General features: G+C 30.0%; 19 protein-coding genes. 12 read left to right on the top strand and 7 right to left on the bottom strand.

Annotated elements, in window-relative coordinates:
* The first annotated feature begins 81 nt into the window (after positions 1-81).
* Positions 82-1476, top strand: coding sequence for a hypothetical protein (locus ABC382_RS00580; protein WP_412926403.1), 1395 nt, complete (start codon positions 82-84; stop codon positions 1474-1476).
* A gap of 785 nt (positions 1477-2261) precedes the next feature.
* Here the strand turns inward: ABC382_RS00580 and ABC382_RS00575 are convergent.
* Positions 2262-2609 (bottom strand): YhjD family protein, encoded by a 348-nt coding sequence (locus tag ABC382_RS00575; RefSeq protein ID WP_412926402.1) that lies wholly within the window; start codon positions 2607-2609, stop codon positions 2262-2264.
* A complete protein-coding gene (locus ABC382_RS00570) occupies positions 2603-2827 on the bottom strand; it encodes a transcriptional regulator (protein WP_412926401.1) in 225 nt (74 codons plus the stop codon). The genes ABC382_RS00575 and ABC382_RS00570 overlap by 7 nt, the downstream gene beginning before the upstream one ends.
* Positions 2828-3781: 954 nt before the next feature.
* Between ABC382_RS00570 and ABC382_RS00565 the strand changes: the two genes are divergently transcribed.
* From ABC382_RS00565 to ABC382_RS00540, 6 genes are all read left to right on the top strand, one after another.
* Entirely contained in the window at positions 3782-4222 is a 441-nt protein-coding gene (locus tag ABC382_RS00565; protein ID WP_412926400.1) for a hypothetical protein, read from the top strand.
* A 317-nt stretch (positions 4223-4539) separates the two neighbouring features.
* A complete protein-coding gene (locus ABC382_RS00560) occupies positions 4540-4983 on the top strand; it encodes a hypothetical protein (RefSeq protein WP_412926399.1) in 444 nt (147 codons plus the stop codon).
* Between the two features lie 27 nt (positions 4984-5010).
* Positions 5011-5457, top strand: coding sequence for a hypothetical protein (locus ABC382_RS00555; protein WP_412926398.1), 447 nt, complete (start codon positions 5011-5013; stop codon positions 5455-5457).
* A 239-nt stretch (positions 5458-5696) separates the two neighbouring features.
* Positions 5697-6122 (top strand): hypothetical protein, encoded by a 426-nt coding sequence (locus tag ABC382_RS00550; RefSeq protein ID WP_412926397.1) that lies wholly within the window; start codon positions 5697-5699, stop codon positions 6120-6122.
* A 131-nt stretch (positions 6123-6253) separates the two neighbouring features.
* Entirely contained in the window at positions 6254-7153 is a 900-nt protein-coding gene (locus ABC382_RS00545) for a tyrosine-type recombinase/integrase (protein WP_412926396.1), read from the top strand.
* Positions 7154-7248: 95 nt separating this feature from the next.
* Complete coding sequence (locus ABC382_RS00540) at positions 7249-7563, top strand: hypothetical protein (protein ID WP_412926395.1); 315 nt, start codon at positions 7249-7251, stop codon at positions 7561-7563.
* Between the two features lie 111 nt (positions 7564-7674).
* Here the strand turns inward: ABC382_RS00540 and ABC382_RS00535 are convergent, their stop codons facing one another.
* The 3 genes from ABC382_RS00535 to ABC382_RS00525 all read right to left on the bottom strand — a co-directional run bounded on the left by ABC382_RS00535 (position 7675) and on the right by ABC382_RS00525 (position 8549).
* Positions 7675-7848 carry a hypothetical protein gene (locus ABC382_RS00535; protein WP_412926394.1) on the bottom strand — a complete coding sequence of 58 codons (174 nt, stop codon included), beginning with the start codon at positions 7846-7848 and terminating at the stop codon, positions 7675-7677.
* A complete protein-coding gene (locus ABC382_RS00530) occupies positions 7845-8234 on the bottom strand; it encodes a hypothetical protein (RefSeq protein WP_412926393.1) in 390 nt (129 codons plus the stop codon). Before ABC382_RS00530 ends, ABC382_RS00535 begins: the two co-directional genes overlap by 4 nt.
* Before the next feature lie 90 nt (positions 8235-8324).
* On the bottom strand, positions 8325-8549 hold the full coding sequence (locus ABC382_RS00525; RefSeq protein WP_412926392.1) for a hypothetical protein: 225 nt from the start codon (positions 8547-8549) through the stop codon (positions 8325-8327).
* Positions 8550-9155: 606 nt separating this feature from the next.
* Here ABC382_RS00525 and ABC382_RS00520 point away from each other — a divergent pair.
* The 5 genes from ABC382_RS00520 to ABC382_RS00500 all read left to right on the top strand — a co-directional run bounded on the left by ABC382_RS00520 (position 9156) and on the right by ABC382_RS00500 (position 13958).
* The gene (locus ABC382_RS00520; RefSeq protein WP_412926391.1) at positions 9156-9590 is read left to right on the top strand and encodes a DUF4258 domain-containing protein; all 435 of its coding nucleotides are present in this window, start codon (positions 9156-9158) and stop codon (positions 9588-9590) included.
* Between the two features lie 89 nt (positions 9591-9679).
* Positions 9680-10078, top strand: a complete 399-nt coding sequence (locus ABC382_RS00515; RefSeq protein ID WP_412926390.1) for a hypothetical protein — start codon at positions 9680-9682, stop codon at positions 10076-10078.
* Positions 10079-10169: 91 nt separating this feature from the next.
* Positions 10170-11174, top strand: coding sequence for a DUF6744 family protein (locus tag ABC382_RS00510; RefSeq protein WP_412926389.1), 1005 nt, complete (start codon positions 10170-10172; stop codon positions 11172-11174).
* Between the two features lie 69 nt (positions 11175-11243).
* Entirely contained in the window at positions 11244-12419 is a 1176-nt protein-coding gene (locus tag ABC382_RS00505; RefSeq protein ID WP_412926388.1) for an AAA family ATPase, read from the top strand.
* Between the two features lie 72 nt (positions 12420-12491).
* Entirely contained in the window at positions 12492-13958 is a 1467-nt protein-coding gene (locus tag ABC382_RS00500; protein ID WP_412926387.1) for a vWA domain-containing protein, read from the top strand.
* Positions 13959-14043: 85 nt separating this feature from the next.
* Here ABC382_RS00500 and ABC382_RS00495 read toward each other — a convergent pair whose 3' ends face one another.
* Together ABC382_RS00495 and ABC382_RS00490 are read right to left on the bottom strand one after the other, a co-directional pair.
* Complete coding sequence (locus ABC382_RS00495) at positions 14044-14628, bottom strand: hypothetical protein (RefSeq protein WP_412926386.1); 585 nt, start codon at positions 14626-14628, stop codon at positions 14044-14046.
* Positions 14629-14900: 272 nt separating this feature from the next.
* Positions 14901-15557: a helix-turn-helix domain-containing protein gene (locus ABC382_RS00490; RefSeq protein WP_412926385.1), complete on the bottom strand. Its 657-nt coding sequence runs from the start codon at positions 15555-15557 to the stop codon at positions 14901-14903.
* Between the last annotated feature and the right edge of the window lie 338 nt (positions 15558-15895).

Raw genomic sequence — 15895 nt, 5'->3', positions numbered from 1 at the left:
AATCGGAAAAATGGGATTTTAGACAAAAAAATAGCTTAGTCCTCACACGACCAAGCCATCTTACAAAGGAGATAAAAAAATATGTTTGTAGATGATTATAGCACTAATACTACAGAAAATGAAGCAGAAAGAATAAGTTTTGTGATAATACCCACAAATATGCTTTCGTCTCAGGACATTACAAGTAGTGTTACAGATGATGAAATTATTGTCTATTACGAAATAATGTACCATCGAAGTCTACAAAATCCAACACAAACCAATGTAAGTGTTGACTTGTTATACTCTAGATTAATGTGGTGTAAGTCAAAAAAGAATTTAGGGAAGAATCGTATAATTAAAGCTTTGCAAGGGTTGCATATAAAGGGCTATTTATTTATATCTAATGTGGATATAAAATCTATAAAGTATACAACTTATTTGCAAGTTAAAATTATTCCGCTTACTGATATACCAAACTGTGATAGCTTTATGCAAGTTACTGAAAGTACAGCAGACTCCGCAAAACTAACAAATAAAACAGGTCAAACTTTCAAGGTGTTGGTGTATGCTCTTTGGCGTTCAAGAATACAGTATGCTGTCACTTATAGTGAGTGGGCTAATTTGCTTAATCTTGATATATCAAATGCCAAACGAATTATCAAAAGGCTAAAAGACAAAAAATTAATTAGGGTTGAAAAATCTATTGACTATAGAGGATTTGAAGCTAATCACTATTATGTAGATGGTGATAATTACAATTTAATTATGCAATCATCAAAACATCAAAAAGTTGAGCAATTATCATTTGAAAACCAACCAGACATTCAAATTGAAATGGTCAATGATGAAGTCACTTCATCTTCATTTGTTCAGATATATAGTGAAAAAGAAGAAGAATTATTGGATTTCCCGATAGAACGTACTGATAGGGTAGATTCTACCCCATCTAAACCTTCATTAAGCAATAACGATCTTGCTAATCAATCAATATTACAAGAACGTACCAAAGCTTTTGATGATGAATGGTGGGAAACACTTTCCTCGTACCTATGTAAAGTTGAGGAAGGCTTATGTTATACTTCTTCCCAACTAAAAATGCTTTATTCTATCAATGCGAAATATGATGTTATGCCTTATAGTTCGCTTTTGGTTGAAACAATTGATGAACGACTAAAGGGTGGTACTGTAGAATTTAACTTCTTTAAATATGGTGCATCTATCCAAGAAAAAGATGTAATAATTTTGTTAAATACAAATTGTACATTAGCATTATATTATGGAGTTAAACGACTTTCTCTTATCGCTAACAGTGGTACTCTGCAAGCTAAAACGATGGTGCTTAATTGGCTAGAAAATGCGGTAAAACATCACACTGCAAAAAATTCTACTAATAAAATACCATTCTACAATTGGCTTGAAGAACAAGATGTATTAAAGGATACTTTGACTGATTACATTCAAAATCCTAAAATGAAACAATCAAAAATTGAGTAAACTTTACTTTACCCCCTGCCTTTATAGGATAGGGGGTTTTAAATTTCTCATTTTGTATCTGTAACTATACGCAATGGCGTTTTTTTGCAAGATATATAAACTGTTTGAGGGGGCGCATTTTTTTCGTTGATTCCCCTTCTCTGCTATCACATAAGCGGTGGCATTTTTTTCACTGGCTATACTAATAGGTTTGAGGGGGTGCATTTTTTTCCGTTCATTCTTCTGCTCTGCTATCACACAAGCGGTGGCATTTTTTTCACTGGCTATACTAAGAGATTTGAGGGGGCGCATTTTTTTCCGTTCATTCCCCTGTCCTGCTATCGCATAAGCGGTGGCATTTTTTTCACTGGCTATACTAAGAGATTTGAGGGGGCGCATTTTTTTCGTTGATTCCCCTTCTCTGCTATCACACAAGCGGTGGCATTTTTTTCACTGGCTATACTAAGAGATTTGAGGGGGCGCATTTTTTTCGTTGATTCCCCTTCTCTGCTATCACACAAGCGGTGGCATTTTTTTCACTGGCTATACTAAGAGATTTGAGGGGGCGCATTTTTTTCGTTGATTCCCCTTCTCTGCTATCACACAAGCGGTGGCATTTATTTTACTGGCTATACTAATAGGTTTGAGGGGGCGCATTTTTTTCCGTTCATTCCCCTGTCCTGCTATTGCATAAGCAGTAGCATTTTTTTCACTGGCTACATGAGGTACTTGAGGGGTAGCGTTTTTTTCGTTTGATTTCCAACCCTGCTATCAAATAATAAAACAGGCAATTTTTCGTATGCCTGTTATATTTCTTTATCTAAATGTTGATTCAACAATTTTTCCACTTGCGTTTTTAGTGCCATATTTGCATATCGAAGAACCACATCATTACCTGCTGTAGCTATATACACATCACTAAAATACTCGTCTATCTTTTCTACCTTTACTAATTTTATTTTCTCTTTTGCCAACAATCTTTTTGAATTGTAATAATCATGAGATGTATCTTTTAATAACTTTTCGAGGATTCGTATATAAACCTTACTCATTTTCAAATTTTCAATTACTGGGAAATCACGCTGCAATGATTGAACTGCCATTTCTAGTATCAAGAATTTATGAAACAATCGCCTTTGGTCAGATTTCAACATACAACTTTGCGCTCCTTATGGATGATTGGAACAACAGCTAACACGCTATCAATCAAAAATGTTCGTTTTGAATTGCGATTGAAACAATATGCTTGAAATGAATTACCAACAAATTTAATGACCTTAATACGCCTTTTTGTTATTGAACCACTTTTTGAAACATACATCATATCTACTTGTTGATTACGTTTCATTGCTTTTATCAGTTGTTCTTTCATATTACACGCTCCTCAATACAGAACATTCGTTTGTACTATTTTAGAACAAATGTTTGCATTTTGGCAAGTGATAATTTGTGGAAATAAAAATGCATAGGAACTTTTTTGCCATCTATTAAGAGGTAGCAATTTTTTCTACTGGATGAATGATCTACTTGAGGGGGTGCAAATTTTTCCGTTCATTCCCCTGTCCTGCTATCACATAAGCGGTAGCATTTTTTTCACTGGCTGAATAAAGGGTATTTGAGGGGGTGCATTTTTTTCCATCCTTACTATCTATATGCTATCAACTAGGGGTGGCATATATTTCTGTTAAAAGAAACTCATGCTACCAATTCTTTTTGACTATATAATTTTATATTTTGGTTGAGTACCGAATTAGTTGATATACAAGGGTTCATGCAATAATTAAACTAAAAAAAGCACATTTTTAGAAATTTAATATAGGTTTTTAGTAGGGTGGCATTTTTTTCTACATATTGAACAATTTAAGACTAAATGTAGGGCGTTTTTTTCTCATAACGGAATAAAATACGACTAAATACAGGGCGTTTTTTTCTAGTAAAAGAAATAAATGCCCTCTTATATATTAAAAATAGATTAATATATAATATATATAGTTTTATTAATAATATATTATTATTAGGTTTATATATATATATTATTAGTATATATATTAATATTTATATCTACTAACTAACTAGAAGAAGTAAGTAAGTTTAAAATCATAAATGTAATAATCTTTAACTTTAAAATTGCCTAAAAGAAAAAAGGTTAACTCAATTTGACTTTTAGTGAAATTAAATATATAATTGATTTATTTTTAGAATGGTATTATAATTAAGAGACTTATAATTTACTAAAGCTAAAACTTCTAATGCCAAAGAAGCCAAGAATAACTAATCAAGTTGATTTATCCACTTTATGACGATGAAGTGAGGGTGAGGGAAACTTATGCGGAACGAACAAGAAATTAATAATGATAACGTTACGGTTACGAATGAATCAAATAAAGGTGACGTATCACTCTTGACTGGTTTGCGACAATTTCAAAGCGGTGAAAACGGCTTTGTTGTTGTAAAGGTACTCGTATATCTCAATATTGATTATTTAGAAGATTGGCAGGGCTTTAAGAAAGTAAGAAATCAGATTAATGACGACTTCTACTTCAATTTGATTAAAGATAAAATAAAAGATACTGTTGATAATAGAGTTCGCATGAATGGTTTCGATAGTGTTTCAGAAGACATAAAAGAAAGTTTAGCTTCTGCTATGGCACAAGTTGATATTGATACAAATAAACCCGAAATGCATCTAGTTAAACAGATCGTATCTTTGTGGAAGAATGAGTATTTAAAATTTTTACAGCGAAAATTATGGCAGGTTAGTGTTTAAAAAATGCTTCCTTAAATTTAAAATAATCATAAGACCTTCTCTTTTTATAGAGGAGGTCTTTTTTTGTACCCTTAACAACATTTTTTTCTAAGAAATACAAAATGTGTTTTAAAAAAATGCATAAAAAAATAAAATAAAATCTTTTTGTTTTATATGTAGTCATAATTGTTTTTTTAAAAGATGGTGTTATAATTGTTTTAGAAATAACGCAGATTGCTTTTTTGTAATCTTTATGATTAAAAATGTAATCTTTTTTGTTTCTTGTATAATTTTTAAATTTTAAAACTGAGCAAAGCAGTTTAAAAAGGAGTGTAGTTATGAATATACTTGAAGAAAAAAGATTTGGAATTGACTTTAATGTAGATTGTATTTTAATGGAATGGTCTGTAAAGGGTGCTTACATCCCTTCTAGCATTGTAAAGAAGAATATCACTGACTTATGTTCAATACAGCTTTTTGAAAATATGGACGATGTAAACCATTATGTTAGAAATGACGAGCTATCGTCTTCTCCTCTCATTTATCACTTAAAGAGAGATGTTGCAGATTTGGACTCAAGTAAAAAAACAGTAGTAGCAACTTTTGAGACAAATCACAATACTCCCTTTCATATATTAGTTCCAATTGATGTCTTGAATGAAGACAGTTTTAAATTCGATTTTGTAGATACTCTTGCAAATGCTAATCAAATTTTAGTTGTAAAGAATGATCTTAAAGATACATCAGAAACGAGTAAAGAACTAGTTGTTATAGCAAGCTAAATCAAAATAAAGGTTGTGAGGTAAAAAATGATTAAGGAATTTGTAGGAAGTTTCATTGAAAAAATAGAAAACACTCCCCCACCTATCGGCTCTTTAGACGGTATGTGGACGTACAACATAGATGGTGAAGATACTGGATGGAAAAATCCTTTGCTTTCAACTAAAAAAGATGCAATTCGCATTGGAAAAAAAGAAGCCTTGAAGTTGGGGCGGAAAAATTTTTCTATTGCTCAAACTACTACAAGATTAATTGATGAAATTGAATTTGACTGTAGTTCACTTATTGTGGAATATCGGGGCAATGTAAATAAAATTATTGGGAATGTTGCAATTGATTATTTAAAAGATGTCTCAAGTGATGATTATGAAAAATTACAAAAAATTATAAAGAATGCTTTTGAAAAGTGGTTAGCTCAGAATAAACTTAAACCTCCCTTTTACAATCTGCAAGATGTTGAAACTATTTCTATTTAATCAATTCACTTAAATCAAATAGTATCTAATGAAATACTGCATCATCCTTTTGATGGTGCAGTTATCTATTATTAATCAAGACAAAAATTGCCTAAAAGTGATGTTTATATCACTTTTTGTTTGTTAGTTTGAAAGATACAATGTTATAGTTACATATAAGATACTTGCAATTTACAGTTAAAAATATACTAACTTATTAATTCTTAAACTTAATTTATAATCGGATGGTGAAAATCTTTATGGGATGGGCAACCGAATTGAATACGATAGTTGATGAAGCACTTATTGAGATATTTAATTTAGTCTATGGCAAAGTTATGCTTGGAGGAAATCTAGAAACAGAATTAGCTTTATCTTTTGGAGAAACAGTGAAAAATGGAGATGGGCTTAGTGTTGAATGCTACATAGAGTATAAGGTCTATAATCTACTAAGTAATGACTCCAAAGTATGTTTACTTTCAATCCCTTGTTCAACAGAAAAAACTATGATTTATACAAGGGAAGATTTAACAGCAGTAGAATTAGAATTAACTATGATATTAGATATGAGGGTTGGCGATTTAAAACTTGCTTTCGCAGAATCATTGGAATTATTAAGTGATAGAGAACGTGTGTTAATCGAAGAACATCATGTTATACGTGATGCTGAAATAGTTACAATTTAAGATAAATAGATTATTCAGTATCAATAAACTAAAACCTGTCTTTCACTTCACTTTTAAAAAAGTATGATGCTGAAATACACAGGTTTTTATTTTTATAGATGTTTTTAATTTTAAGGAAAGGCTTTGATTAGATGAATAGCCATCAGAATAACGTTATTTATAAAAGTCACTTTGATAATAGAAAACGTGAAGAAGAACGAAAGCTAGTTACTCATGAATTGAATAACTCAATACCCGAAAAATATTTGTATGATATAAGAGCTTATATTGTACACTGTGAAAAAAACGACATGAATGAATACGAATTAAATTCTTTATGTGATTTTTTATATATTTCTATCAAAGAAGAACGTGTAAAAAAAACAACATGGAATAAAAGACTTTCTGCTATTAAATGTTATTTAGAAGTGACATATGAAGTGGAAGTTGATGCAATACATCAAGAGCAGATAAATGGTATGAGGAAAATTTTTACTCAAGAGGGAAATGAAACTTTAAATAGAATAGAAGGAAAAAAGGCATATCCTCAAGAGGATATTTTAGAATTAATATTATCTTTACCTTTAAGATTTAAAGCAATTTTATATGTGAATTTAATAACTGCTAATCGAGCAAGTGAAATGGTTCGTATTAAAGTAAAAGATTTTGATTGGGATAATAGCCTTATACACATTTATTTAAAAAAACAAAAACAATGGCATACCAAGAAGTTGACTAAAGAGTGTATGGATGTAGTTCGTGAATATATTAATCATTATAAATTAAAAGATGACGATTACTTTGTTGGAACTGTAAATAAATATGATAACTATACAAGCAAACAAATTAGTGAAACTGGATACTGGAAGATGATAACGAAGCATACAGATGGTTTGACTGCTTATAATTTCAGAAAGACACAAATTACAAGTATGCATGAAAAAGGTGCTGATATTGCAACAATAGCTCGTCAGACAGGTCATTCTACTTTAAAGACTATTTCAGACCATTATCTAAAGGTTGCAGATAAGACCGTAGAGAAATTTCTTTAAACCCCTCCCCTACTACTATAAAATAAATATGTACCTGCTTTATCCTATTTCCGTTTGTAAAATTGGCTACTACAAACAGATTGGTGTGGTCTAGTATGAAATCATATTTCGAAGCTATTGTTTTTCATGGAGTGGAGGACAACGATCATTTAGTTGTAAAGGCAAGTTCTATCAATGTGGCAAGGAAAGTTGTTTCATCTTGTTTAGGTGTAAATGATACCGAGGTAATTGTTAATCCCCTTTCACGTGATATTGCACTATTTGAATTTGGTAGAGTATACCGAAGTAAACAATCTAAAAATGTGAATGTACAAGCACTGTTAAAATATTTTAACCGTGACAAGGATGAAGTTTTAATTTTAAATAAAGGCGTTCAGTGTGTAGAACATGCATTAAGTAAGTTAATATGAAAACACATATAATTAAAAGCCCTTAAAGACGTTTTAAATCGTTTTTAAGGGCTTTCTTTATTTGGGTGTTGTATTTGTATCAAAATGCGGTGTATTTAACCTTGAGAGGATTTAAATGCCATATATAAGTGCTCTTCGCTTTTTTTCTAGCCATTCCAACAGATCACTTAATTGAATATCTTCTCGATTAATACCCGTTTCCTCAATATAAGGTTGAACAACATATTTATGTAAATCACTATTTTTATCTTGAGCTTGCTCTATCATGTGAAAATATATAATCATTTGTTTCCTTCCTCCCAAATTAGCTTTAAAGTTGGTTCGATGCTACCTTTTCTATCATTGAAATGTACTTGGTAGCATTTTATAGGTACTTCTATAGTTGTAACAACTTCCAGTATAAAGAATTGTTTTTGATGCAGGAAAAATGTATATGTGCCATTAAAATCTAGTTGAGTTAACACTTTATTAAAAATTTCATAAGGGGCTTCTGTATTTATTTTTTCGTTTTCATTTGTATACAGTATATCTTGAAAAAGAACAGATTTAAGAGAGAAATAATTAATAACCTTTCGCTTTTGTTGATAATCCATTTTAGCAGAAGCGGTTGTTCCTACTATTAAATGATTAAAATTATTGTTTTTATCTAATGTCTTTAAAAGATTTTTCATGAGATTCAATCCTTTCAAAAAAAAAGATTAGAATACATAAATTTGTAATCTAATCTCTTTTGATAAATTTTATTGTTACCTAATCATTTTTTAAACAGTATGCTTCTCAGTTGTACTATAGCATTTAGTGTCACTGCCCACTGCTGACAAAATGTTATTTTTCTTTTGTGCATCCAAAGCCATGATTAATAAATACGTGACTGTTTGCGCTCTCGTTGGAAAACCTTTTTCTATTTGAAACGCTTCGATCTGTTCAAGAAGCGTAGTAGAATAACGCATAGTTATCTGTTTGAATGTATCTACACCACCACCCAATGACCTTCCTCCTTCCCCTAATTATTTATACTAATAAGGATTTGGTGTATAGTTCAAAAATAGATAATGACTTTACAACGAGAAGAAAATGATTTTATGCTGTTTATATAATAATAATATTAATTTAACATCATTGTCAATGTAATATAATATCTAATAATTTCTTAAAGAAAAGAAATATATATAAAACATGGAGTGTTTGCAAAAAAAATACCTTTATGATAAATTTGTCTTATTATTACTTTTCTTTTTGACACACTCTTACACGCTATTCAAACACTCCTTTTTTGAGGTTTTGATTATTGCAAAGAGTTTTGTGTACATCTACCTTCAATGTTATTCTTTTGGATAATACAACGTAGAAAAACACAATGAAGATGCCTATGGCGATTATTTTGCGTACTCTTATACCTCCCTATTAATAGGAATTGTGTATTTGTTAGCAAACAACAGCAAAGTTGTAATTCGATTTGTCGAAAATTAAAAGTAACGTTCATACGTTTATTTAAAGCTGACTGCTTTCTAGTGTTTAAATTTTTTAACGCTAGTAATGCAAGTGGCTTTTTTTGCGTTTATGAACAATTAAAAATTTAAGGAGGAATGAGAATGTGTGATTGCAAAAATCCGCAAGAATGTAAACGTAAATCTGAAAAATGGAAAGCTAACCAAACAAAGTTTTTAAAAACAGGTGAAACAGAACATGAAAATTTTATTAAAAAACTAAAAGGAAACACAGCAACTATTGAGTTGGATGGACACTTTAAGATACGCTCGCAAGAACGTGCTGTTTCAACAAGTGAAGTTCTATCTGTTATTGAAAATGGTTGGGCTGTAGAACGTAATCAATCTGTTGGTAAGGCATCTATTGTTTTGCTAGGTTACGTAGGAAAAAATTACAGACCACTTCATGTAGTTGTAAATCAATTGAGTGATTCAAAATGGTTAATTTTAACTTGTTATGACCCACGATCACACGCTTGGAAATGGACAGAGACATTTGATGAAAGAAAATGCTTCTGTAACGATGATTCAGACTTTTAGTGAAGTTTGTCTCAATATTTTCGAAGTGTTACAATTGATAAAAATAAAATTTAAAAGGTCTTTTAAAATATCGAGAGGGGTTCTGAAATATGAACAACAAATACTTAGTTACAAATCTTGAAGGTAGAGAAAAGGATATTGTTAAGCTAAAGGCTTCATTATCTAATAAAACTCTAGATGAATTGGTGTTAGAAGCTCTTAATGCTTTTCCAATTGAAATGCAAGTTTCTACTTGTCCACGTTGCGGTGAAAATAACAAAGCTAAACAACAAACTATTGATTATGTCATTGAAGTAGCAGGACAACAACACTCAATTATTATCGAAAATTTCCCAAAAATGAAGTGTCATGTTTGTGATAATGAGTATGATAATTTGGTGACTGAAACTCTTATTGAAAAATTAATTAGAGTTGAAGTACTCAAATCTTTAAAAGGACGTAAAGGTGTTCTAAAAAATATTGATTTTAATGAATTGATTCGTTTTTAATTAATAGTCTTGAATGACTAAATAATGACTGACAAAGGTTATATAGCCTTTATTTAAAAATTCTTAGATACACTAAGGGAGTGTCTACTTCATGGTAAAATTAGATGAACTTGTAATTGTAACAGATGAAAATGAACAGAACCAACTTGGATTTATTTTTTGGTATAGTGTTGGTCAACAAATAATTAGTACAGAAAACTTGCGACAAAAGGCTATGGATGCAGGAATCGAAGAAGCTTTTTTACCAAAAGAAATTCGAATTTCAGATGCATTTCGTAGAGCTACTAAAGAAGCGGAATACAAAATTACTGTATCTGATAATTTGTATCAAAATATATTGATTCGTGAGGTTCATACAGATAAAGATGCAGTTGTGAGAAATGTTGTAATTGAAACGGTAGATAAGTCGGGTAAAAAATTAGATTATATACCACAAGCAGGTACAATTTATTTAAGAAGAAATGATTCGGATGCTGTTGTTGGCACTGTTATTGGAGAAGATAGTCGTGTGAAAGATAATGGTAGTCTTTACGAACATATCAATCGTACTCTACGAGAAGTTCGTGAAAGATTTGAATTATATAAAACACATCATTCAGCACAACAAATTAGAGATTTAGCAGTGTCTATTTTAAAGTCATGCAATCCTATCCCATTAAAAAAACATGGTAGTATTTATTTTATTCCTTTCGATAGACGAAACGAATTACTAAGTCTTATTGTGTTTTTGGAGAGTTTAGATAATGCTAATGGCTATAAAGTAGATGTAATGAATAAAGCTGATAATCGTAAAATGGTAAGTAATTCATTAATGACATATATTGAAGACCTTAATGAAAAGTTACGTGATCCTAAAATGGATAAAGGGCAAATGAAAAAACTTGCAGAATCCATGAAAAATGTTCTTGAAAAACAAGAAACATACAAGGCAATGTTATCAGATGAAGAAGCTCTAGTTGAAACTAAAATGTTAGTGTTGCAAGCGAATTTAGCAAATCTTGAAACTAGAATTGTTAATCACAAAACACCACAACGAATAGCCAAAGAAGAAGCTTTACAAAATCAACTAAATGAAGTTGAAAATGCTTCTAACTAGAATATAGTATATTTATTCATACTATTTAAAAGTTTCCCTCCCCTATTTTCAATAAGGGAGGGAATATTTTTGAAAACAACACAATGGAGGTTTTATATAATGTCAAATGTGAATTTAATAGTTCAGATAATGAATGCTTTAAATAATAAATATGTTCAACGTGAAAAGGAAATCGAAGCAGTGTTTTTAGGATTGCTTTCTCGCCAACATGTTTTATTGATAGGTTCAGCAGGAACATCAAAATCTGCCTTAATTATGGATATAGCAAATTCCATTCAAGATGCAAATTATTTTCAATGGTTGTTAACTAAGTTTACGAAGGAAGAAGAATTATTTGGTTCTTTGAATCTAGATTCTCTTGAAAATGGTGTTTATGAAAGAAATACAACGTATAAACTACCTCAAGCGAATACGGCTTTCTTGGATGAAATTTTTAAATCTAATTCAGCTATATTAAATTCGTTATTAACAATGTTAAATGAACGTCTTTATTATAATTATAGTTCACCTATTGAAGTGCCACTTTCAACTTTAATTGGGGCTAGTAACGAATATCCCGAAGATGATTCATTAATTGCTTTATTTGACCGTTTTTTACTACGTAGAGAAGTTGAATATATCAAGGAGGACAAAGACTTTGAACGTATGCTTGTGATAGATGGAGATGCAATTCAAATTCCAACTATTACATTATCCGAATTGGAAAATATGCAATACTTGTGTTCATTAGTTACTATTCCAAATGATATAATTCAGAATTTGGTTCGAATACGTGCAGATTTAAAAAATGAGGGTATTCAACCATCTGATCGTAGATATAAACAGTCTCTATCAATATTAAAAGCAAAAGCATTCTTAGCAGGACGAATTGTTGTTGAGTTGGATGATTTAGAAATTCTAACAGATATACTTTGGGAAGAAATATCTCAAAAACCAAAAGTAGAAAGTATAATTCAAAAATTAGATGTAGTGACATATGAAATAAAGGAATTAGTTTCTGTTATGGTTGATTTAAGAGAAGAAGGCGGTAAAATCAATCAAGAAACTGATTTAAAGCGACGCTCAGAAATACTGCTCGATTTAGTAAAAAAAGCGTCTGATATATCTAAAGAATTAGAATCGCTTAAAGTTAAATACAGCAATATTTGGAATGATGAATATTCACAAGCTGTTCAACACGAATGCGAAAATATTCAAAGATTTAAAGAAACATTAGCACAACAAATGACAGTTGTTGCCGAATAAAAATGGGTTGAGAAACTAGATTACTTATGTATTCTAGTTTTTTCTTTAAAAATAGAAAATGAGGTGCATTATATGCAAACTACTATTAATAGTAAGACATACTTATATAAGAAAGAAAATTCAGCAATAAATGTTGATTTATATGATGTAAGAAGATTTAATGCAACTTATGAATCTTCAAATTTACTTGACGATTTGATTAATAATAAAATACTAGATAACTTCAATGATCTAATTGCAGATGTTTGGAATACATTTTATAAAGTAACACCAATTGTTAAAAGTGAAGAAGAATTATCAAATAAACAGATGATGCAAAAACAAATTATAGAAAGAATAATGTCAGATGATGTTTACAACAAATATGCAGTCATGACAGCATATGATGAAACTCTCTCAACAGTTGGTGCATTACATTTAGGTTTTAAAATATTAGAATGGATAAATGACAATATTGATGATGAAATAAAACAAAAAATGAGTAACAATATTCAAGGTGAGGAAGATAAAGAACAAATAGAAACAGCAGTTCAAGACCTAATAAATAAACTTAGCTCAGAAGGAAAAGTCGATAATGAGTCTAAAGAAAATACTTCTTTTTCAGCCAAAATGAATCAATCTTTTAAAAAGACAGTTGAGCTTAAAGAAGGAATGGACAGTTTTTTAGGTGAAGGTAAACAAGGTTCTAATAATGGTGAATTGAATCCTAAAAAAGTGCCATTGAAAGATAAGCTAGAATTAGCTAAACACTTACAAACCATGCCAAAACTTAAACAAATTATGGCTTGGGCAGGTCGGCTGACTCAGATAGCAATAAAAAAACAAAAAAGCAAAAAGATTGAGAGTAATGTTAGAGGTGGTTTGGTTTATGGAAATAATTTTGAACAGATGGTATCTCACGAATTGTTGAACTATAGAAATCCTAAAACAAGATTGGATTTTTTAAAACGGTATGCAGAAGGTGAAATTTTGCAATATGAGTTAGTTGGTGAGGAATCAGCAGGAAATGGTTCAATAATAGTTTGTTTAGATCAATCTGTCTCAATGGAAAGAATAGAATGTCAATCTAAAGCGGTATTGCTTGCATTTTTAGCAATAGCAAGAAGACAAAAACGCTCGTTAGTCTATATTCCTTTTTCATCAAACATAGGGAAAGTATATAAATTCCCTAAAGGGAAAATAGCTGTACATGATGTTATTAGTATTGCTGAGAGCTTTTTAAATAGCAGTACAAACTTTATGTTCCCACTACTTGAAGCGGAAAGACATATCAAAAAAGACTACCAAAATGCTGATATTATTTTTATTACAGATGGTGAGCAAAGTGTAACCGACGATTTTACTGAGGGTTTTATTAAACTCAAGAAGGAAAAAGAATTTAAAATGTTAACAATGATTATTTCAGAAAAGGATATTAAAAGTGCAAAAGAATTAAATAAAATGGCAAATACTTTCATTCCCTTTACAGATAAGTTGTTAGGAATTTCAGCTAATGATTTTGCAAAAGGAATTAATTTCGAGGGAATTTTTGAAATTTAATAAATTAAAGGGAATGTTAATTAACATCCCCTCTCATAGTAAGTAGTCCACTCAATTATTGAATGGACTACTTTTTTTATTCATTTTAATGCAAGGGTTGATAACTTGGAATCTTATTGTAAATAAGAGCATACGACTTTTCTGCAAAAGAGTGTGATACTTTAAATTGGCTTTTGATAAATTCAATAACAACTTTTTCATCAGCATTATTTAATTCTTTGATTTGTTTAATAATAAAAGAAGGTACACAAATAAGGTGAGCTAATGTAGCACTATCCTTCGTTAAATCAAAGTCTTGTACATCTTTTACTTTTCTGTTGAAGAAAATAACGATATTAGAGAACATGAAACCAAAATCTTCCCACTGGCGTTCAATTGTATTTGTGTTATTTATAAAAATATTTATTTGCCCACCCATTGTATTCCATTCTGAGTGTCCGTCATAAAAGTATAGATGAATATGATGTGAACTTGCTAGTTTATCCATATTATTTACTACATCTTCTTCTGTAGTAAATTGATTTACATTTGACAAATTAGCTAATTTAAAAATATTTTCAATGGCATTGTCAGTAAATGTATTCTTTTCACCAATACTTAAATTCCCGAAATGGTGAATATAATTAATGTATGTGTTAATGTCTTTTGTACTTCTTTCTAAAACTTTCATATGATACTTTGTCCTCCCTAAATGAAAAAATGTAGTTCTAAACTAATTTCCAAATATGAATATGTTTAGGAAATTCAATATAGTTAAAGTATAACATGCTAAATATATTGAGAGGCTTTAGAAAAAATTGAAAAAATCAACAATAGTAAATTTTACCTATTAAAAAGAGTATATAAAAAAATCCCTCTTAAACCATTTCTTAGTGGATTTAAAAGGGATTTTAAAATTTATTTTTGCAGGAAAAATATTTTTACAAATTAGTTCTTTTAACCTTATTTTTGTTTAATTAAGTGTGCCATTTTACCTAGATTCTCTAGTTCTTTAGAAAATGATTCTGGTGATTCTCTATACCAACGAATGAACTGGTTAGTATTTAAAATATCTTCAATTTCAGTTCTAGTTAATTCTCTTACTGCTGTTGGGTCTTGTGTAGTTGTATTAGAATTATTCCCATCTAAAAATGCCATCTTATCTTTTACATCTTTAATCGTTGCTAGTTCAGATGCAATAGTATCAGCTAATAGCATATTGTCAGTTCTACCTAAAAGATAGTCTACAGATACGTGGTACATATCAGCTAAAATACGTAATTTAAAAGATGATGGATCACGATACCCTCTTTCATAGTTCGAAATAACAGAACTATTTACATCGAATCTGTCTGCAATTTCATTTTGAGTTAAACCTGCACGTATACGACTGGCTTTTAAACGCTTACCTAACTCTATTTGGTGTGATTTAGGATTGTTGGAATTTTCAATCTCCGTATTAGATGGGTTAGTTAATATGTCACTCTTTTTTTCATCTTCAATTCGGTCTTCTAATTTATTAATTATATCATCCATAGAATGTTTGACACTTTCACCAAAATTGGTAGAAGTGGTATCTTTATTCCCTAATTCTTGTTTGTTTGAATTTAGTGTTCTCATTAAGGCATTTCTCCTTTTCATATTTTTTCACTAAAAGACAATGGTGTATTTTTTAATCAGTCTTAGAGTTAATTTTATTTTATGTTCACAAAAAGAAATCTATTCACTACTGTTTATCTTTTCGACAGTTTTTTAATTTTTTAAATGCCTAATTGAAAAAAAAGCAAAGAAAGCAGGTACACAAAAAAACAAAAATACGAATAAAAATTAAAAAAAATGAACAAAAAGAAAAATAATTGAAATTTTCCTTCATTATATCACCGAAATATATAAAAAAACAGTAGAAATACCTATTAAATAAATCTCAAATTTAGGGAAAAAATCAACTTATTACCCTT

Source organism: Lysinibacillus phoenicis (genome assembly GCF_047238325.1).
Taxonomy (GTDB): Bacteria; Bacillota; Bacilli; order Bacillales_A; family Planococcaceae; genus Lysinibacillus; species Lysinibacillus irui.
This window is presented reverse-complemented; position numbering and strand designations above follow the sequence as displayed.